This is a genomic window from Streptomyces sp. NPDC059957, assembly GCF_042730015.1.
GTDB lineage: Bacteria > Actinomycetota > Actinomycetes > Streptomycetales > Streptomycetaceae > Streptomyces.
Window position 1 is genome coordinate 70,731 of sequence record NZ_JBHWMB010000026.1, and the last position, 19,362, is coordinate 90,092.

Below are 19,362 nucleotides of genomic sequence, written 5' to 3' on the forward strand. Positions count from 1 at the left end.
ACTCAGACCTCGATCGCCCCCCGGAGCGGCAGGTCGCCCGCGCTGCGACCGGCCAGGACGGCGAACCGCCCCGGCTCGGCCGTCCATCCCCCGGCCTGCGGAGACCAGTGCTGCAGGGCCCGCGCGGGGATCCGTACGTACGCCGTCACCCGCTCCCCCGGCTCCGCCTCCACCGCCGCCCAGCCCGCGAGCCAGCGCACCGGGCGTTCCACCGCCGAGTCCGGTCGGGCCAGGTGGAGTTGGACGACCTCGCGGCCGCGCCGGGTCCCGGTGTTGCGGAGGATCACGGGGACCTCACAGCCCCCGCCCGGGGTCGGTTCCGGGGCGCCGAGAGACTCGAACTCCCAGGTGGTGTAGCCGAGTCCGTGTCCGAACCAGTACGCGGGAGCCGCACCGGCGGATCCCCTCCGCAGCCAGGCGCGGTGACCGACGTGCAGGCCTTCCTGGTAAGGGAGTTGACCTTCGACGGGCCGCGTGGAGCGAACGGGGGCGTCGGCGAGGGTGGCCGGCCAGGTGGTGGGGAGCCGCCCGCCCGGCTCGGCGCGGCCGAGGAGGACGTCGGCGAGTGCGTGCCCGCCCTCCTGGCCGGGAAACCAGGGGAGGAGGACGGCTCCGACGGCTTCGCGCCAGGGCAGTTCGACGGGGCCGCCGGAGTTGACGACGACGACCGTACGGGGATTCGCGCGGGCGATCTCTGCCACCAACTCGTCCTGGGGCGACGGCAGTCGGAGCGACGTGCGGTCGAATCCCTCGGACTCGGCGCCTTCGGTGGTGCCGACGACCACGACGGCCACGTCGGCCGCCCGGGCGGCGGCCACGGCGGCCGCGAGCGCCTCGGCGGGACCGGGAAGGGGCGGGGCGGCGGTGAGGACGGTCGCCCGGCCGGTGCCGGCGGCGAGCTCGCGCCGAGCCACGATGTGCACCGGATGGCCGGCGGTGAGCGGGATCCGGGCGGTGTGCTGGGGCGGGCGGACGTGGATGATCGCCGGATCGGCGGTCTCGGGCGGGAACTCGCCGTCGATCACGGCGGCTCCGTCGACGGAGAGGCGGAGCGCGCCGAAGCCGCCGAGCCCGAGGGTCCAGGTTCCGCTCGTGTCCGGATGGAGGACTGCGGCGAGCTCGACGGTGTGGGCGCCGGGAGGCAGTTCCGGCTCCAGCACCCGGCCGGAGGACTGGTGGGCGGAGCACAGCACCGCCCCGTCGGCGTCGAGCACGCGCAACCGCACGCCCGGGGCGCCGCCTTCCGGGTCACGGGCGTACCTCGCGCCCAGCGGAGCCTGCCCGTCGCCGCCCTCGGGCGCGGGGCCCGCTTCATAGGCGACCCGGACGTGCGGGCCCAGCGCGCTCCGCAGCCCGTCGAGCGGACTGACCACACGCTGCGGGAACACCTCGGAACTCCCGCCGCCCTGGACCCGGGGCTCATCGGCATGCACCCCGATGACGGCGACCCCACGCTCCAACGCCCCCTCTTCCAGGGGCAACACCCCCCGGTTCTCCAGCAACACGAAGCTCGCAGCGGCCGCGGCCCGCAGCTCCCGGCGCAAGCCGCCGAGACCGGCCGCACCGGGTTCGGGGATCCCGCTCGCCCCCGCCGCCGAGACACCGAGCCGAGCCGGGGCCGGGGCCGGGGCCGGGGCCGACAGCAGGCTCGCGGCTGAGCCCGGAGGGGAGGCCTCGGCCGACGCGGGGCGGTCCAGGACCGGCTCCGACCCCGACTCTGTCCCCGAGCCCGACCCCGACTCTGTCCCCGCCCCCGGATCCAACCCCGCATCCGGAAGTGCGCCTCCCACCGAGAGGGCCCTCACCCGGGACGCCAACCGCAGGAATCGGCGAACCTTGTCCTCGACCGCCTCCGCCGGGACCTGGCCGCTCGCCAGGGCCTCCAGTAGCGCCTCACCCCACGCACCGCGGGGTCCCGGCATGGCCAGGTCCTGCGCGGCGACGGCCGAGGCCACCGTCGAGCGGACGCCTCCCCAGTCGGAGACGACCACCCCGTCGAAGCCCCACTCCCCCTTCAGAGGCTCGGCGAGCAGGGAACTCTCGCTCATGGTCAGACCGTTGACCTTGTTGTACGCCGACATCACGAGCCACACCCCCGCCTGGACGGCGGCCTCGAAGGGCGCGAGGTAGAGCTCGCGCAGCACGCGCTCGTCGAGCCGTACGTCGACCGTCAGCCGCTCCGTCTCGGAGTCGTTGGCCACGTAGTGCTTCGCCGTCGCGGCCACACCCCTCGACTGGACTCCGCGGATGAGGGCCGCCCCCGTACGGCCCGCGAGCAGCGGGTCCTCGGAGAAGCACTCGAAGTGGCGTCCGGCGAGGGGGCTGCGGTGCAGGTTGAGGGTGGGGGCGAGGACGACGTGCACGCCCTTGCGCCGGGCCTCGTCGCCGAGCAGTTCTCCGAGCCGGCGGACCCGGTCCTCGTCCCACAGCGCCCCGAGGGCGGTGGGCGAGGGCAGCAGGGCCGAGGTGAACCGCTCGTCCCAGCCGGGCCCTCGCACCCCGGCCGGACCGTCAGAGAAGACGATCTCCCGCAGCCCCACGTCCGGTTCGGCGCGGGTCCGCCAGGTGTCGGCCCCCGTCAGCAGCCGCACCCGCTGCCCGGGATCCAGCTTGTCCAGCAGTAGTTCCACGTCACCGTCGCGCATGTCCACCCCTCACCCACCAACCGCCTGAACACCGGGAGAGCGCTCTCCGACATGATCCCGGCGCACCGGATCACCTGTCAACGGCCAGGCTCGGGCCCGGCCGTAGCCCTGGTCGCCGTCAGGCATCCAGCGCCGCCTCCGCGTGCGCGGTAAGGACGAGGCGGCGCGACAGTTCTCCGCAAGCCGTGCCGTGTGTGCCCGCAGGTGCCGGAGGTGGCGCACGCATCGGCAGTCGTGCCGGTCGGCAGGCTTCCAAGATCCTGACACCCAGGGCGTGTCTACGAATCTCACCCTCAGCACGGGAAGGCGGCCGGTCCGACTTCCCGTGCCGCAAATGCCCCGCGTACTGCCCACGGCCCTCTACGTCGCCTCAGCTCGCCTCCCCGGCCTTCTCCGGGAGGGCGGCCGCCACGAGGGCGACGGCTTCCTCCGGCGTCTCGGTGCGTGCGACCAGCTCACCCCCGTTCCGGACCCCGTAAAGCCCCTCGTCGTAGGGCCGGATGCCGTACCCGACCCGGCTCTTCCTGAACTCCTCGACACTGGTGGAGAACCAGAGGTTGAAGTGGCTGTTGACCGGCATCAGCCGGCGCAGCACCGGCTCGGCGAACGCCGCGGCCAGCAGCGCGTGGGCGCGCGGGTGCCGGTCGTACGGCGGCATGTGGATACGGTCGAGTTTGGCCCTCCACGTCAACTCGACGACACCGAAGGGCTCCCGCTCATGTTCGAGGGCCCAGGGCCTGAACCGGATGAACGGGGCGCGCGCCCGGCTCTCCTCGAGCCCCGCACCGGCCGTCCACGCCACTGTCGCCCCGACAACCTCGGTCAGGTCCGCGGTCCACCCACAGGCCAGGCGCGTGCCGTTGTCCTGAAGGTTCACCTGGAAGGTCCGCCGCCCCTCGCCGGGCGGGTACACCATGACGCGCCGACCGCTCCCCCCGTCGACGTACTCCGCAAGTCGACCCCACGCCCCGTCCGACTCGGGCAGGGCGAGCCCGAGCTCATCGGCCGTACGCCTCAACGCAGCCCGAAGGGCCCCGTCATCGTCCCAGCCACCCTCGCCATGCCCCGCCCCAAAGCTCATCACCCCAGTCTGCCGTCCATCGTTGGTCTGGTCGTCCCGTCGCTGGTGCGCAGTGGGCGCGGAAAGACCTGTTGTCGCCAGACCGGACGCCGAAGCGGGGCGGGGCGGTGGCGTGATCATCGCCAGGTGATCGACGCGATCGCACGGACGTTCCGGACCGGCTCGCAGTGGGTGCACCTGCCCCCGGTGTTCGGATCGCGGAAGGGCGTCCGCACTCGGCCACGAAGGCCTTCCTCATCGAGCTGGAAGGTCTCGGCCTTCCCTCTGGATGACGCCCGGCGGCATGCCCCGCGGCGGGACGTCGTCGCCCGGCACGGCGGCGCTTGGATCGCGGGCGGGGTGGACGAGGACCGGGTACGCGGCCTGGAAGGCCAGGCGGGCGTCCGCGCCTTCCGCGATCCGGGCGAGCAGTGAGTCGAGTTCGAGGTAGACCTGCCAGCGCTCGGCGCCGGGCCCTGACACCCGTACCAGGTGGTCGATGAGCAGGTCCTCCAGGCCACTGACCCGCTTGCCCTTCCACACCTTGTCCGCGGTGGTGACCAACAACTCCTCGACGCTCACTCCGGTCCCCGCCCAGGAACCGTGGGTGGCGGCGAAGCGGGCCCGTTCCGGCGCGAACCCGTAGGCGAGGAGCAACTCACGGCCGGCCGGCTCGTGCGCGGAACCGGGGCCGTCCAGTTCGGCGGTGTGCACCACCTTGCCCATGTCGTGCGTGGCCGCGCCGAAGAGCACGGCCCCTCGGTCGAATGCCAACGCCGGTCGAAACTCGGCGAACCAGTCGGTGAGTTCGTACGCCACGTCGTGCACGAGTCGCAGATGCGCCGCGAGCCGGGGCGGCGCGGCCAACTCGCGCAGCAGCGCGGCCACGGTCTCCGGGAGAGGACGCAACGGCGGCTCGACGGGGGCTTCGAGCGCCCGGGCGAGGAGGTCGGGTCGGGGCATCCCGCCAGACTAGCCCGGGGAGCTGCAACTCCGAGGCCGGCTGCGGCGACCTGTTCGGCGAGCCCCTTCGGCGTGGCCTCGAGCCGAGGAGCGGCACTCTCGCAAGGCCGGCACGGTGGTGCCGCTCCTCGGCAGGGGCGTCATCGGGAAGCGACTCCGCCAGGCACCCCCGCAGCGCGCTCCGGAGTTCATATCCGCTGATCCGCGGGATATCACGGTGTTAGCCTGCGGCGATCCCAGGTGTGGGCACGACACGGGGTAATGCGTCATGCAGGAGGCTCATATGTCACGTCGTCCGGTCACCATCGTCACCGGAGGCAGTCGCGGTATCGGCGCTGCCACGTGCGTCCGGCTCGCCGCGGACGGGCACGATCTCGTCCTTGGCTACCTCCATGACGACGCGGCCGCCAAGGCCACCGCCGAGCGGGTGCGGGAGGCCGGCGCGCGGTGTGTGACCGTGCGCGGTGACACCTCCGAGGAGTGTGGCGTGGAGCGGCTCTTCGACATCGCCGGAGCCGAGTTCGGTGCGGTGACCGGGCTGGTCAACAACGCCGGAGTGACCGGCACTCCGGGCCGCCTCGCCGACATCCGGATCGAGGATCTGCGCCGCGTGCTCGACGTGAACCTGCTCGGGTACCTGCTGTGTTGCCGCCGGGCCGCCCAGGACATGGCCGAGTCGGGCGGCGGGGCGATCGTCAACGTCTCCTCCGCGGCCGCCACCCTCGGCAGTCCCGGCCGCTACGTCCACTACGCCGCGACGAAGGCCGCCACCGACACCCTGACCCTGGGCCTCGCCAAGGAACTGGGCCCTGACGGGATCCGGGTCAACGCCGTGGCCCCCGGCATCATCGACACCGACATGCACGCCGCCATGGGGGACCCCGACCGCCCGGCGCTCGCGGCCGCCGAGATCCCGCTCGGCCGGGCCGGGGAGCCGGCGGAAGTGGCCGCGGCCATCGCCTGGCTGCTGTCCGCGGACGCCGCGTACACGACCGGTACGGTGCTGCGCGTCGCCGGCGGGCGCTGACCGGACGCCACCCCGCGTCGGTCAGTCCTCGCCCTCGAAGGCCGCGCGGGTGGCCGGTCCGTAGATGCCCAGGGGGTCGCCCTCGATGCTCCTGTTCTGCTGGAGCTGCATGACACCGCGCCGGGTCTGCTCGTCGTACACCCCGGTGACGGAGACGTACGTGAACCCCTGCGCGTGGAGCCGTTCCTGCAGGGCGCGCACCTTGGCCCCGCGGTCCCCCGGGCTCAGGGTCCCGCGCCCGCCCCCGCCCGGCGTCGGGCGCGTGCCCGTGGGGCCCGTCGGCTTCGGCTCCCGGCTCGTACCCGCCGACGGGCCTGCGGTCGGCTCACCGGCTCCGGTCGGAGCCGTCGCGGACGGGACTCCGGACGCGGGCGGGCGTGCGGACTCCACGGCCGCGGTGGGCTCCTCGTCCGCCCCCGGGCTGCGCGCCGGGAGGACCGGTACGGACAGGTCCGGCCGGGTCACCGCGCGCGGAGGCTCCCGGTCGGGGCCGCGCAGGAGGAACGCGATGGCCCCCGCCGCCCCGAGTGCGAGCAGGGCGAGTCCGAGGAGCGGAAGGCGGCTGCCCCGCCGGGGACCGGCAGGGGCCGCCGGGGGCTCCGCCTGCTGCGCGGGACCGGATTCCCACGCGGGTACGCGCGAAGGCCCGGGCACCTCGGCGGGCGGCCCGAAGCGGGTCGGTACGGTGATCCGCCCGGACTCCTCGGGCCATGCGGGCCCGGAGGAGCCGGGCAGCGGGCCCGAGGGGGCCACGTAGGGGCGTACGAGCAAGCGTTCGTCGTCGGGCACGAGCCCACTCTCATCGGGGTGAAGGGACACGGTTGTCTCCCGGCGGGTACGGGGGCCGGCGCGGCGGTGCGGTGTCGGCCCCCGTATCCGGCCGGTCAGATCCTGCGCCGCCGGGCGGATCGGGTGGGTACGGGCACGTGAGGTGTCTCCGGGGTGCGGATCGGGCGGCGGTGCTGGACGTCCGGACGTCGCGGGCGGGGTCGGTCCGGGTGGTGGTGTTCGACCGGCGCACTCTTTCTCCAGGAGATGCCCCAGGTCAAGCCGGATGTCCGATCCACCCCATCCGCCCCGTCTGGGCGCGACCTCCGCCTCGGAATCACCCCGTCCGGAACCGCTCCTCCGGCAGGCTGGGAGGTCGACCGTCCGGATTGCGGACGGTCAACTCCGGCCCCGGAGAGCACCGGAGAGCACCGGAGGGCACCGGAGGGCACCGCTGACCGCTCGCTGATCGATCGCCGACCCGTCGCCGACCCGTCGCCGACCCGTCACTCACCCGTCTCTGGTCCATCGCCGTCTATCGCCGATCGGCCGGTGAAGCGTCGCGGGCGCTGACGGCGGCGGTCGGCGCGCTCGCGCCCATGACGGCTCGCGTGGCCGCCCGGGAGGTCGAGGTGACCCGGACGGTGACGGCCGCGAGGGCCATCAAGGCGGCTCCGGCCAGCGGGGCCGCGGGCACCGAGATGCCGTCGACCGCGAGACCGCCGGACAACGCGCCCGCGGCGATCGCCAGGTTGAACATCGCCACCATCAGCGAGGAGGCGGCCTCCGCATCGTCCGGGGCTGCCTTGATCATCCAGCTCTGGAGGCTGACCGAGACCCCGCCGTACACGAGCCCCCAGGCCAGCAGCAACACCGTCCCGGCGACCGCTCCCGGCACCAGGGCGATCGCTGCCAGGATCACGGTGAGGGCGGCGCCGACGGTGAACAGCGTCCGGTACGGGTCGCGCGCGCCCGCCAGGAAGTTGCCCGCCACGCCCGCGACTCCGTACCCGAGGAGGAGGGTGCTCACGTAGCCGGCGTCCACCCCGGACACGTCCTGCAGGATCGGCCGGACGAACGTGTACGCCGCGAACTGCCCCGTCACCACCAGGAAGGTGACGGCCACCCCCGCCCGGACCGCGCGGTTGCGCCGCAGCAGGGCGGGGAGTTGGGCGAAGGTGATGGTCCGGGTCGGCGGCAGCGGCGGGAGCAGCAGGAGCAGCGCGGCCAGGGTGAGGACTCCGAGCCCGCCCACGGCCGCGAAGGCGAACCGCCAGCCGCCGACTTCACCGAGCAGGGTCCCGGCGGGGACGCCGAGTACCGAGGCGGTGGGGACTCCGCCGAAGACGAGCGCGGTGGCCCGGCCGACGTGGTGCGCGGGGACGAGGCGGACGGCGAGGCCGCCGGCTATGGCCCAGAAGCCGCCCACGCTGACGCCCACGAGCACCCGGGCGGCCAGCAGCACCCCGAAGCCCTGCGCCACGGCGGCGACGAGGTTGGCGACGGCCATCAGGGCGATCAGCACGACCAGCACCCCCCGCCGGTCGAGCCTGCCCGCGCCGACGGTGACCAGGGGCGCGCAGAGTCCCGCGACCAGCCCCGGCACGGTGACCATGAGCCCGGCGGTGCCGTCGGACACACCGAGATCGGCGCCTACTGCGGTGAGCAGGCCCACGGGCAGCAACTCGGAGGTGATGAGACAGAAGATCCCGAGCGCCACCGCCCCCACGGCCCCCCATCCCCGCCACCCGCCGACGGCCTTGCCCGGCGCGACTGCCTTGCCCGGCTCGACGGCATCGCCCGGCTCGATCGCCTCACCCCGCGCGGTGACGGGCCCGGCGGACGGTCCGGGGACGGAGTCAGGGCCGGAGCCCGGGGCCGGCCCGGGGCCCGGGTGTGACACGGCGTCCGGGGCCGGACCGGAACCCGTTACGGGGACGGGTGCGTGGCTCGGCGGGTGCTTCGGATCCGGGGAGTGGGGTTGGGGTTCGTTGCCGGGCGCGGGGGCTTCGGTCATGGGGCGGGACTCCGTACGGGCAGGCGGGCGGGCAGACGTGCAGGCAGACGGGCGGCCCACCGGAGCGTTCCCGCCGGTCGGGCGGGGCCGGTCCGGGGAACCGGCACGGCAACGCGGAGCACCGGGGGTCGCGCCTCCCCCGGCATCCGTACTGTCGTTCCCATCCGAACCTTGTCCGGATTTCCGCGCCAGGTCCACCCCCGTCCACGTGCGCGTTCTCCCGGACCGGTGAACCTCCCGTCGCGGCAGAAACGATCACAGTGGGCCCGAAGGACCGTTCCGGCAGCGCCCGCGGCGCCTTCCCCGCCCCGTTGTCCGCGCCCTCCCCGCCTGGGCACGGGAGCCGCGCGGGAACCGGCCCGCCCGCCCGTGCTGCATGGTGGTCCGATGCAGTTGCGCCGGGTCCTGCCCCTCTCCCTCGTCGCCCTCCTCGCGAGCGCCGGCTGCGTGTCGGTCGGCGGCCCGCAGGTCTCCGACGTGCCCGCGCGTGGCTCCGTACCGCCCGCCGATGCTCCGGATCTCAGCGGGCCGCCCGACGCCTCCCCCGCAGCCGGTCCGGCCGGGCTCCCTGCCGAACCTCTGCCCCTCGGCGAACTCCCGGCGAGGCCCGACGCCGACCGGGCCGACGCGGACCGGGGCCGAGGACACGAACACCCCCGGCCTGCGGCCAAGGCCCCCCTTCCGGTGGCCGAACGGCGCGCGAAGCCCGCCGTGCCGCGCCGCGCGCACCCGCCCAAGACGGCCGCCGCACGGCCGGACCGCCCCGCGCGCAAAGCCGTACAGCGGCTGCCCCGCACGGACGAGTTGTGCGCGGCCGCGGAAGGTTCCCTGCCGCCTTCCATCGTGGACCTCTGCATCCGCCAGGCCGGCCGGTGAGCTGAGCCGGTGAGCCGTGCCGGTGAGCCGTGTCGTGGAGCCGTGTCGTTGAGCTGAGGCGCCCACCCGTGCCGCTGACCTGGCCCGATGGCCACATATCCTGGGCGCGCTTGACTCTCACACCGTGTCAGGGCCTGCACTGGAAGGCGTCATGTTCACCATCGGAGACTTCGCCAAGCACGGCCGGGTGTCGGTCCGCATGCTGCGTCACTACGACGCCCTCGGACTGCTGCACCCGGCCCGTGTCGACCCCGCCAGCGGCTACCGCTACTACGAGGCCGGGCAGCTCGCCCGCCTCAACCGTGTCATCGCGCTCAAGGAGCTCGGCTTCAGCCTGGAACAGGTGGGGTCGATACTCGGCGAGCTGGTGAGCGCGGAGGAGCTGCGCGGCATGCTGCGGCTGCGGCAGGCGGAACTGGAATCGGCCATGGCCGCCGCGGCGGCCCGGCTGACCCAGGTCGAGACGAGGCTCCGGATCATCGAGAACGAGGGAACCATGTCTTCCATCGACATCGTCGTGAAGAGCCTTCCGCCCGTCCGTCTCGCAGAGTTGAGCGGGATCGCGGCCGGCTACGAGGGGCAGGACATCAGCCCGGTCATCGGCCCGCTCTACGACGAGCTGCTCAGCCGTGTCGAGGCCGCCGGCGTCACGCTGACGGCCCCGGGCGTGGCCTACTACGAGGACGCCGGCGACGCGTCGCGGCCCGGTGCCGTCCTGGTCCACGCCGGGGTCGCGGTGGCGGCGAACGTCCGGGCCGAGGATCTCGGAGGCGACGTACGCATCGTCGTGCTGCCCGCCGTCGAGCGGGCTGCGACGGTCGTGCACCGGGGTTCGATGGACTCCGTCCTGCCGACCGCGCAGGCCCTGGCCCAGTGGATCGACGCGAACGGGGAGCGCTCCGCCGGCTACGCCCGCGAGGTGTCCCTGGCCTGCCCGGAGGACCGGGACCAGTGGGTCACCGAACTCCAGGAGCCGCTCGGCGCCTGAGGCCGGACGGCCAACGGTTAGGCTCCGCTGATGCAACGCGTCCTCGTGGTCGGCATCAGCGGAGCCGGCAAGTCAACCCTGGCCCGGGAGTTGGGACGCCTGCTCGCCCTGCCGTACCACGAGCTGGACGAGCTGCACTTCTCCGGGCCCGGGTGGGCCGTCAGCCCGTCCTACGTCGCGGACCTCGCGCGGATCGCCGAAGGCGACCGGTGGATCCTCGACTCCCACGGGCCGGAGGCCGCGCGCGAGGTGCTGTGGCGGCGGGCCGACACCGTGGTGTGGCTGGACCAGCCGCGCCGTACTGTCATGCGCCGGGTGCTGGTGCGCTCGCTGCGCCGGAGCCTGTTCCGGGAGCGGCTGTTCGGCGGCAACCGCGAGCGGTGGCGGGAGTGGCTGCTCGCCGACCACCCCGCCTGGTGGGCCTGGACCCGGTACGGGGCCCGGCGTGCGGAGATCGGCGCTCTGGCCGGCGACGCACGGTTCGCCCCGCTGCGGGTGGTGCGGCTGCGCTCCCCGCAGGCCGCGGCAGCCTGGCTGCGGGCTCAACGACCCGCCGGGCGGCCGCCCATCACGTAGGCACGACCCCGTACGGCGCCCCGGACCGTTCCGCGCCGGGCCGTGCGCAGGCGGCGCATCGTGGCGTGCCCGCGGCGGCGCCACTCCGCCCGCGGCAGACCGGCGCGCTGGCCGCCACCGGTGATCAGGGCGTTGACCGGTGCGTGCGGGTCCGCGGCGAGCCCCTTGGCCACCAGGACCCCGACCACGAGCGGGACCAGGGCCACGGCCAGGGCCGAGCCGGCGGTGGTGACGTGCTGCTGCATGCGCGGGCGGCTCACGGTGGGCGCGGTGGCGGTCACGGTGGCGCTGGCGGTGGCGGTCTCCGAGGTCATGCCCCCATTCGATCAGCGGAGGCCGCCCCGGGAATCGGGCCGGATACTCAGGCCGTTGGGTGTGAGGTACTCAGAAGCGGACCGGATCGCACCTGATCGGACCGGACGGGACGAAGGGCAGCCGTACGTGAACACACCCGGGCAGGGCTTCGAGCCGGCGGACGGCGACGGCCCCGCGCCCTCCCCAGCGGGACGGGAGGCGGAGCTGCGTACCGCCTACGAAGGCCTGCTGCAGATCCGCCGGCTCGTCAACGGCCCTTCGGGCGCCGGAGTTCCCGCCCCGTGGGAGCTCCGGCTGATGCCGCGTGCGGTGGCCCTCGTACTGGAGGCGGCGGGCTTCCCGCCGTCGGCGCGGGATCCGCAGGACCCGGGCGGGCCGCGCACCCGGACCGGGTACCGGGTGGGCCCCGCCGCGTCCGGGGAGGGCCGCGTCGAGGTGACCTGGCTCGGCCCGCCGGGCGGCGGCGCGGCCGAGGAGGAGCAGGAACGCCTCACGGCCTGCGCGGCCGCGCTCGAACGGCTCGGCTGGGTCTGCCTGCTGTACCGCGGCCCCCGCCGCCGCCGTTTCCTGGAGGTCGAGCCGCCGCCGGCACCCTGAGGCCTCCGCCGAAATCCGATGGCCGCGGGACCCGGCACCGGGGCACACTCGCCCGATGGGAATGCTCGACGTCCAGGCAGACCGTGTCCGCGCGGGCGCGACGGTGGAGTTCCGGCCCACCGGCACGTCCATGGTCCCGCTGGTCCACAGCCGGCAACGCGTCCGTGTCGCCCCGGTCGACCCCACCCTCCTCGAACCCGGCGACATCGTGCTGGCACGGGTGTCCGGCACGGTGTACCTGCACCTCGTCACGGCCGTGGACACCCCGCGCCGCCGGGTCCAGATCTCCAACAACCGGGGCCGCGTCAACGGCTGGACCGGCCACGACCGGGTCTTCGGCATCTGCCTCACGGTGGACGACGTCCCCCGCCCCGGGGCGGCGGCCAAGGTCCGCGCGGCAGCGGACACCTCGGGCCCGGCCTGATCCGAAGCAGCACCCAAGGCCCGTCGATCCGCCGCGGGGCGTCCCGTAGCGCTTCGGCCGGCCGTTCGCCCTCGCGCATCTCCCGGTCCCGGTCGCAGCGCGTTCTCATCGGTAGCGCCCGGTCAGTTCGGCCACCGCGGCCGCGAGGTCCCGGCGCAGCTCCGGCGGGCCGAGCACCTCGGCGTCCGCCCCGAGGCGGAGCAGGTCGCCGACGGCCACGGAGCCGGACTCGACGGCGAGTTCCACGACCACCCAGTCCTCCGCGTCGGGCGGACCCGCGGTGGCGAGGGCGTGGACGCCCGCCGCCCCGAACCACATCGGCAGCAGGCGCCGGGCGCGCGGGGAGAGCCGTACGACGGCGGTCTGCCGGCGCGTGGCCGCCTCCAGGCGGCGGGCGGACTCCTCCCAGTACGCGGCGAGTTCGAAGCCATCGGGGCGCTCGAAGCGCTCCCCGGGTGTCTCCACGGCGAGGAACCGCCCCACCCGGTAGGTCCGCACGGAGCCCCCGGTGTTCTCGGGACCGGGACCGGGGCCGGGACCGGGACCGGGGCCGGGACCGGGATCGGGACCGGGGCCGGGGCCGGGACCGGACCCGGCCTCCGCGGCCCGGGCGGCGGCCAAGTACCAGATGCCGCCCTTGAGTACGAGCCCGAGCGGGCACAGCGCACGGTGGACGGCGCCGCTCCAGCGGCGGTAGTGGGTGCTCAGGATCCGCTGCTCCCACACCGCCTCGGCGATCTGCGCGAGGTGCGGGACGGGGTCGGCGTCGCGGAACCAGGCGGGCGCGTCGAGGTGGAAGCGCTGCTGGATCCGGCGGGCCCGGTCGGCGAGTTCGGCGGGGAGGGCGGCCTGGAGTTTCAGCTGCGCGGCGGTGAGGTCCGCGCCGAGGCCGAGGTCCCGGGCGGGGCCGGGGGCGCCGGCGAGGAACAGGGAGCCGGCCTGGGCGTCCGTCAGACCGGTGAGGCGGGTCCGGTAGCCGTCGACGAGGCGGAATCCGCCGGCCGGTCCCCGGTCCGCGTGGACGGGGATCCCGGAGGCGCCGAGCGCCTCGACGTCCCGGTACACGGTACGGACGGAGACCTCGAGCTCGGCGGCGAGGTCGGGGGCGGTCATCCGGCCCCGGTTCTGGAGCAGCAGGAGGAGCGAGAGGAGCCGGTCGGCGCGCATGCGGTCATTGTCCGGCATACCTGACAGGAGATGTCAGGTACACCGCCCAGGCTGTGCACGGACGGGCCGACGGCCCGCAGAACCCACACCAGGAGGCCCCGGTGCCCACGACGCCCACCACAACGCCCGCACCCGCTCACGCGCCCACCACCAGCGCCAACGCCAACGCCTTCACCTTCAAGGACTGGGAGGAGCACCCGGTCGGCCCGGAAGGCGCCTTCCCCCGCCTGGCCCGCGCCACGGTCACCAACGCCTTCACCGGCGCCCTCACCGCCCCCGCGACGGCCTGCACCTACACCGTGGCCTACACGGGGGACAGCACCGGCACCTTCACCGGCATGGAGCTGGTCACCGGCACCGTCGACGGCCGCGAAGGCGGCTTCGTCCTGGAGGAAAACGGCACCTTCGACGCCACCGGCACCCACTGCCGTTTCACCGTGCTCCCCGGCTCGGGCACCGGCGGCCTGGCCGGCCTCGCCGGCTCCGGCTCCTTCACCCACCGCTACGGCGACACCTCGGTGGAGTACGCCTTCGAGTACGCCTTCACGGATGCGGCCACGACCGCCGATCAGTCGGCGTAGCGCAGCAGGCGCAGCGCGTTCGCGACGACCACGAGGGTGGAGCCCTCGTGGACCAGGACCGCCGGGCCGATGCCGAGGCCCAGGGCGGTGGCCGGGACGAGTACCGCCACGATGCCGAGGCTCAGCCAGAGGTTCTGGCGGATGATGCGGCTCGCGCGGCGGCTGAGGCCGGTGATGAAGGGGAGCCGGCGCAGGTCGTCGGACATCAGGGCGATGTCCGCCGTCTCCAGGGCCACGGCCGATCCGGCCGCGCCCATCGCCACGCCGACGGTGGCGCCGGCCATGGCCGGGGCGTCGTTCACGCCGTCGCCGATCATCGCCGTACGGGCCGTGCGGCGCAGCCGGGTCACCTCGGCGACCTTGTCCTCGGGCAGCAGGCCTCCCCGGATCTCGTCCATGCCGATCGCGCGGCCCACCGCGTCGGCCACCCGCTGGTCGTCGCCGGAGAGCATCACGGTCCGTTGCACCCCGAGCCCGCGCAGGGCGGCCACCGCCGCGGCGGCCTCGGGGCGCGGGGCGTCCATCAGGCCGAGCGTGCCGAGCCAGCGGTCGCCCCGGCGGACCAGCATGGTGGTGCGCCCGGTCCGGGCGAGTTCCTCCGTGCGCTCGCGGAGCCCGGCCGGTACGGGCGGTCCCGCGAGGGTGTCGGCGTAGGCGAGGCTGCCGATGTGGACGGCCTCTCCGTCGAGCTCGGCGACGATTCCGCGGCCGATGACCGCCCGCAGGCTGCGCGCCTCGGAGGGGGCGGCCTCGGAGGTGGTGGCCCCGAAGGTGGCGGCCTCGGACGTGGCGGCCCGTTGCAGGAGTCCGGCGCCGTCGCGGACCACGGCCTGCGCGAGGGGGTGGTCGCTGAGGCGCTGCGCGGCGACGGCGGTGCGCAGCAGCTCCTCGCGTCCGGCGGCGTGGACGGGCTCGATCTCGGTGAGCCGGGGCCGGCCCTCGGTCAGGGTGCCGGTCTTGTCGAAGGCGATGGTCCGCAGCCGGCCGAACTCCTCCAGCGGCGCCCCGCCCTTGACCAGTACGCCTCCGCGTGCCGCCCTGCCCACCGCGCTGAGCACGGCGGCCGGTGTGGCGATGGCCAGGGCGCAGGGGCTGGCGGCGACGAGGACGGCCATGGCGCGGTAGAAGCTGTCGGCGAAGGGCTCGCCGGTGAGGGCGCCGGCGGCCAGCAGTACGGCGACGAGTACGAGGACGCCCGGTACGAAGAACTTCGTGACCCGCTCGGTGAACCGCTGGGTCGGCGAGGTGCGCTCCTCGGCGTCCTGGACCAGCTTGACGACCCTGGCCAGGGTGTTTTCCCCGGCGAGCCGGGTGACGGCGATGTCGAGGGCGCCGGAGCCGTTGACCGTGCCGGCGTAGACGCGGCTCTCAGGACCGGCCGCGCCCGGGTCGGCGAGGGTGGCGGCCCGGTCGGCGACGGGGGTCTTGTCTGCGGGAACGCTCTCGCCGGTGATGGGCGACTGGTCGACGCTGCTGGTGCCCGCGGCGACGAAACCGTCGGCCGGGACGCGGGTGTGCGGGCGGACGACCACGGTGTCACCGATGGCCAGCTCCTCGACCGGGACCTCCACCGGCGCACCCGGACCCCGGCGCACCAGGGCGGTACGCGGGGCCAGCTCGCCGAGCGCTTCGATGGAGCGGCGGGCCCGGCCCATGGCGTAGCCCTCCAGGGCGTGGCCGAGGCTGAACAGGACGAGCAGGACCGCACCCTCCTCCCACCGCCCGATCGCGGCGGCGCCGGCCGCGGCGACGAGCATGAGGAAGTCGACCTGGAAGCGGCCGCCGCGTACGGCGAGGAGCGCCTCGCGGAGGGTGAAGAACCCGCCGAAGGCGTACGCCGCGACGAAGAGGGCCTGCGGGACGGGTCCTGAGGAGCCGGTGAGCTGGAGGGTGAGGCCAGTGAGGTAGACGGTGAGGGCGAGCAGGGCGCTGACCAGCTCCGCGCGCTCGCCCAGGAATCCGTGGCGGTGAGTCGTCACGTTCTCGGCTTCAGTCATGACATCAACATATCAGCATGTTGAAATATATGGACCTGAAGATGCCCTGATGCATTGATCTAAAGTGACGGCATGGAACCGGAACCGCTCACCGAACCGGACGCCGCCGCCGTGGCCGAGGTCCTGCAGGGCCTGGCCTCCCCGGCCCGGATCCGCATCCTGGCCCGGCTGCTGCACGCCCCCTGCTCGGTCGGCGAGCTGGCCGAGGCGCTCGACCTCGGCCAGCCCACCGTCTCCAACCACCTGCGGCTCCTGCGCCACCTCGACCTGGTGACCGGCCGCCGCGACGGGCGCAGCGTGATCTACGAACTCCACGACGCGCACGTCACCGCCCTGCTCCAGCAGATCCTCGAGCACGTCCACCACAGCGCCCGGGCGTAGGAACCGCTCCGGGGCCGGGCAAACGAACCGCGACGGCGGCCGGGCACACGAACTGCGACGGCGGCCGGGCACAGGAAGCGCAACGGCGGCCGGGCGTGGGAACCGCCCGGCCGCCGTGCGCAGGACCCGCTACCGCTACGGCGCGCCGAAGGTGAGCGTCAGCTTCGGCGAGCCCTCGTTGGCCGCGGCCTCCGAGGACCACAGCCACAGCGCGTCCGTTCCGGCACTGCTCAGCGCCAAGCCGTACGCGCTGCCGAGCGCCCCCGCGACAGCCGTCTTGTCCAGGCCGGTCGTCTGGACGGCCGAGCCCTCCGGGACGCCCGCGAAGCTGCCGAGCGCCGGGCCGCCGAGTGCCGGGCGGTTGGCGTACGTGGTCCCGGCCTCCGTCCAGGAGCCGGTGATCGGGAGCACGGACACCGTGTCCGTCGTGCCGGCGCCGGCCATGGTGCTGGTCTTGACGCTCAGCGTGGCCGCCTTGAGCACCGTGCCGGCGGGCGCGGCGGGCAGGTTGAACCGCAGGTAGCTCGCGTAGAACGAGGTTCCGCGCACCGCGAGCGAGCCGGACGTCCCGTAATTGGTGCCCGGGGCGCCCGCGTTGGCGTACGTGTCCTCCGCGGCCTGGACCTCGACGACCGAGTCGGCCGGGGCGGAGGCCAGGGTGTGGTGGTTCTGCACCTGGGCCGCGCTGAGGACCGTCGGGTAGACGGCGGTCTCGTCCAGCCGGCCCGCCCAGTACTCGCTGACCGGACGGTTCGGCCAGCCGCCGAGGCTGTCGCCGCCGACGTGCCAGTAGCCCGCGAAGTTCTCGTGCGCGGTGAAGCCCAGCGTGCCCTTCTGCACTCCGTCCACGTACAGGACCATGCCGCCCGGGCCCTGGGTCGCGACGACGTGGTGCCACTGGTTGTCGTTGTACGCGGCCGCGGTCGTGACGGTGTGGGTCCCGCCGCTGTAGACGCCGTAGACGAGCCGGCCGTCATTGGTCATGTAGACGTGTTTGTCGTACTGACTGCTGCCGCGGGCCTGGTTGTTGCCGAACCCGATGAGCTTGCCGCCCCTGGTGGTGTTCGTCTTGAACCAGGTCTCGATGCTGTACGTGGAGCCGACGTTCTGGCGGCGATCGCCGTACACCTGGGTGTCCGTGCCGTCGAAGCCGATGGCCGTGCTCGCACCCGTGACCGCACCGGGCGTCTGGCGCAGGGCGGGGGCGTTCAGGTGCACACCGCTCTGGTTGCCGCCGTCCGAGGAGTCCGCGACGAAGGGCAGGGCCGACTCGTCGTAGCGCCAGAACAGCTGGGCGCCGTCCGTGCGGACGGCGCTCGGGTACGCGTCGGGCGAGTTCGGCACCGTCACGCTCGCCGTGGCCGACAGGGCGCTGGCGTTGCCGGCCGCGTCGGTGGCGGTCACCCGGTAGGTGTAGGACTGCCCGGCGGTGACGGTGGTGTCGGTCCAGGAGGCCTGCGGGCGGCGGAAGAACAGGGAGTCCGCCGCGACCGTGGCGATCGGCGTGGCCGCGCCGCCCCGGTAGACCTTGTACGTGAGCGTGCCGTCGTCCAGGTCGAGGCTGGTGCGCCAGCGCACCTGGACCTCACCGGGCTTGAAGCTCACGGCGCTCGCCACCGGGACGCTGGGCGCACCCGTGTCCCCGGTGGAGGCGAAGCGCGTCAGGCTCTGCTGCGCCGAGCCGTTGACGGTGGTGAACTCGCCGCCCACCCAGAGGTACTTGACGCCGCCCTTGGAGCCGACCGCCATCACGCGCGGGCCGATGCCCTCGCCGATGCCGTCGTTGGTGTCGGGAGCCCAGCCCAGCTTGCCGGTCGCGGTGGTCGGCTGGGCGAGCAGGTGGTGGCGCTGGCCGTCCGGGAACTCGCCGATGCCGGAGCAGTCGTGCGCGTGCGAGGCGCTGTAGAGCACGTCCTGGTACGGGAGCACGGCCTGGGTCGCCCCGAGGCAGGTGTCGCGCCAGCGCTGGCCGAAGTCGCTCAGGTTCAGGGCGATCCGGCCGTCGAAGACGCCACCGCCCGTTCCCTCGTTGGCGGTGTAGAAGCCGGTCGCGTCGGTGGCTATGTCTTTGACCACCGAGTTGGTCTCGACGAACCCGGGGTAGGCCTTGGTGACGGCGCCGGTCGTCGCGTCGACGACGGCGAGGGCGTGGCTGTTCGTACCGCCCACGGTGAAGAAGTCGCCGCCCAGGACCACGTGTTCGCCGTCGGGGGTGAGCTCTACGGCCCGGCCCGGCTCGTCGGCGTTCGCGGTGAAGGGCTTCAGCGTGCCGTCGGCCGCGTCGACGGCGGCGAACCGCTCGCGCGGCTGGCCCGCGACGGTGAGGAAGTCGCCGCCCGCGTACACGGTGTCGCCGTTGACGGCGAGGGCGCGGACGGTGGCCGCGAAGGCGGGCCGGAAGCCGGTCTTCACGGTGCAGGTCGCCACGTCGATGGCGGCGAGGCTGGAGACCGCGGTGCCGTTGACGGCGCCGAAGTAGCCGCCCGCGTACAGGGTCGCCTTGTCCGGCGAGAGGGCGAGCGCCCGGACGGTGGCGGTGCCGGAGCCCACGGTGAAGGACAGCTTGCAGGAGGTCGGGGCGCCCGTCGCGGCGTCGAGCGTCGCGAAGTTCACCGCCTCCTGCTCGGTCCCGGCGGCGCCGTCCGGCGGGCGCACCTCGGAGAAGGTTCCGCCGACGAAGACCTGGTCGCCCGCCTCGGCCAGGGCCCAGACGACGCCGTTGGCCTGCCAGGTGGGCAGCTCGTCGGCGGTGAAGGCCACCGGCGGGGTGATGGCCGCGGCCTCTTCGACGAGGCCGAGGCCCATGGCCGTGCAGCTGCCGGCCAGCGCCAGGGCGAGAGCTGTGGCCAGCCCTCTGGATCTACGCATGAACCCCCCAGTTCGAAAAACTTGAACGAGAACGAAATCGGAATGCAGAGTACTGAGTGCGGCACACGGAATGGCCGAAAATCGTCGTACGGATGTCCACAGTCGTGACCAC

17 protein-coding genes are annotated in these 19,362 nt (G+C 74.1%); 8 read left to right on the plus strand and 9 right to left on the minus strand.

Translation table 11 applies throughout. The annotated features are described in order from the left end of the window. Nucleotides 1-2: 2 nt before the first annotated feature. The 3 genes from ACFWBW_RS19285 to ACFWBW_RS19295 form a co-directional block, all read right to left on the minus strand. A complete protein-coding gene (locus tag ACFWBW_RS19285) occupies nucleotides 3-2,645 on the minus strand; it encodes a glycoside hydrolase family 3 C-terminal domain-containing protein (protein WP_385373945.1) in 2,643 nt (880 codons plus the stop codon). A 370-nt stretch (nucleotides 2,646-3,015) separates the two neighbouring features. Next, a complete protein-coding gene (locus ACFWBW_RS19290) occupies nucleotides 3,016-3,561 on the minus strand; it encodes a DUF6193 family natural product biosynthesis protein (RefSeq protein ID WP_385373947.1) in 546 nt (181 codons plus the stop codon). Nucleotides 3,562-3,960: 399 nt separating this feature from the next. Then, complete coding sequence (locus tag ACFWBW_RS19295; RefSeq protein WP_385373949.1) at nucleotides 3,961-4,668, minus strand: phosphohydrolase; 708 nt, start codon at nucleotides 4,666-4,668, stop codon at nucleotides 3,961-3,963. Nucleotides 4,669-4,951: 283 nt separating this feature from the next. Between ACFWBW_RS19295 and ACFWBW_RS19300 the strand changes: the two genes are divergently transcribed. Beyond that, a complete protein-coding gene (locus tag ACFWBW_RS19300) occupies nucleotides 4,952-5,695 on the plus strand; it encodes an SDR family NAD(P)-dependent oxidoreductase (protein WP_385373951.1) in 744 nt (247 codons plus the stop codon). Between the two features lie 21 nt (nucleotides 5,696-5,716). Here the strand turns inward: ACFWBW_RS19300 and ACFWBW_RS19305 are convergent, their stop codons facing one another. Both ACFWBW_RS19305 and ACFWBW_RS19310 read right to left on the minus strand, forming a co-directional pair. After that, nucleotides 5,717-6,484 carry a peptidoglycan-binding protein gene (locus tag ACFWBW_RS19305; RefSeq protein WP_385373953.1) on the minus strand — a complete coding sequence of 256 codons (768 nt, stop codon included), beginning with the start codon at nucleotides 6,482-6,484 and terminating at the stop codon, nucleotides 5,717-5,719. 514 nt (nucleotides 6,485-6,998) lie between these two features. Further along, nucleotides 6,999-8,192: an MFS transporter gene (locus tag ACFWBW_RS19310; protein ID WP_385374006.1), complete on the minus strand. Its 1,194-nt coding sequence runs from the start codon at nucleotides 8,190-8,192 to the stop codon at nucleotides 6,999-7,001. A 675-nt stretch (nucleotides 8,193-8,867) separates the two neighbouring features. Here ACFWBW_RS19310 and ACFWBW_RS19315 point away from each other — a divergent pair. The 3 genes from ACFWBW_RS19315 to ACFWBW_RS19325 all read left to right on the plus strand — a co-directional run bounded on the left by ACFWBW_RS19315 (nucleotide 8,868) and on the right by ACFWBW_RS19325 (nucleotide 10,920). After that, complete coding sequence (locus tag ACFWBW_RS19315; RefSeq protein WP_385373955.1) at nucleotides 8,868-9,356, plus strand: hypothetical protein; 489 nt, start codon at nucleotides 8,868-8,870, stop codon at nucleotides 9,354-9,356. A gap of 151 nt (nucleotides 9,357-9,507) precedes the next feature. Beyond that, on the plus strand, nucleotides 9,508-10,344 hold the full coding sequence (locus tag ACFWBW_RS19320; RefSeq protein WP_385373957.1) for a MerR family transcriptional regulator: 837 nt from the start codon (nucleotides 9,508-9,510) through the stop codon (nucleotides 10,342-10,344). A gap of 30 nt (nucleotides 10,345-10,374) precedes the next feature. Then, entirely contained in the window at nucleotides 10,375-10,920 is a 546-nt protein-coding gene (locus ACFWBW_RS19325; RefSeq protein ID WP_385373959.1) for an adenylate kinase, read from the plus strand. Here ACFWBW_RS19325 and ACFWBW_RS19330 read toward each other — a convergent pair. Continuing rightward, a complete protein-coding gene (locus ACFWBW_RS19330; protein ID WP_385373961.1) occupies nucleotides 10,887-11,234 on the minus strand; it encodes a hypothetical protein in 348 nt (115 codons plus the stop codon). The genes ACFWBW_RS19325 and ACFWBW_RS19330 overlap by 34 nt on opposite strands. A 127-nt stretch (nucleotides 11,235-11,361) precedes the next feature. On the opposite strand from ACFWBW_RS19330, the gene ACFWBW_RS19335 reads away from it, so the two are divergent. Beyond that, entirely contained in the window at nucleotides 11,362-11,832 is a 471-nt protein-coding gene (locus tag ACFWBW_RS19335; protein ID WP_385373963.1) for a hypothetical protein, read from the plus strand. Between the two features lie 55 nt (nucleotides 11,833-11,887). Then, a complete protein-coding gene (locus ACFWBW_RS19340) occupies nucleotides 11,888-12,256 on the plus strand; it encodes a S26 family signal peptidase (RefSeq protein WP_385373964.1) in 369 nt (122 codons plus the stop codon). A gap of 105 nt (nucleotides 12,257-12,361) precedes the next feature. On the opposite strand, the gene ACFWBW_RS19345 is transcribed toward ACFWBW_RS19340, so the two are convergent. Next, nucleotides 12,362-13,423: a helix-turn-helix transcriptional regulator gene (locus ACFWBW_RS19345; RefSeq protein ID WP_385374008.1), complete on the minus strand. Its 1,062-nt coding sequence runs from the start codon at nucleotides 13,421-13,423 to the stop codon at nucleotides 12,362-12,364. Nucleotides 13,424-13,524: 101 nt separating this feature from the next. On the opposite strand from ACFWBW_RS19345, the gene ACFWBW_RS19350 reads away from it, so the two are divergent. Beyond that, nucleotides 13,525-14,004 (plus strand): DUF3224 domain-containing protein, encoded by a 480-nt coding sequence (locus tag ACFWBW_RS19350; protein WP_385373966.1) that lies wholly within the window; start codon nucleotides 13,525-13,527, stop codon nucleotides 14,002-14,004. Here ACFWBW_RS19350 and ACFWBW_RS19355 read toward each other — a convergent pair. After that, nucleotides 13,992-16,001 carry a heavy metal translocating P-type ATPase gene (locus ACFWBW_RS19355; protein WP_385373968.1) on the minus strand — a complete coding sequence of 670 codons (2,010 nt, stop codon included), beginning with the start codon at nucleotides 15,999-16,001 and terminating at the stop codon, nucleotides 13,992-13,994. The genes ACFWBW_RS19350 and ACFWBW_RS19355 overlap by 13 nt on opposite strands. 72 nt (nucleotides 16,002-16,073) lie before the next feature. Between ACFWBW_RS19355 and ACFWBW_RS19360 the strand changes: the two genes are divergently transcribed. Continuing rightward, a complete protein-coding gene (locus tag ACFWBW_RS19360; protein WP_385373970.1) occupies nucleotides 16,074-16,382 on the plus strand; it encodes an ArsR/SmtB family transcription factor in 309 nt (102 codons plus the stop codon). Nucleotides 16,383-16,517: 135 nt separating this feature from the next. Here the strand turns inward: ACFWBW_RS19360 and ACFWBW_RS19365 are convergent, their stop codons facing one another. Continuing rightward, on the minus strand, nucleotides 16,518-19,250 hold the full coding sequence (locus tag ACFWBW_RS19365; RefSeq protein WP_385373972.1) for a DNRLRE domain-containing protein: 2,733 nt from the start codon (nucleotides 19,248-19,250) through the stop codon (nucleotides 16,518-16,520). Between the last annotated feature and the right edge of the window lie 112 nt (nucleotides 19,251-19,362).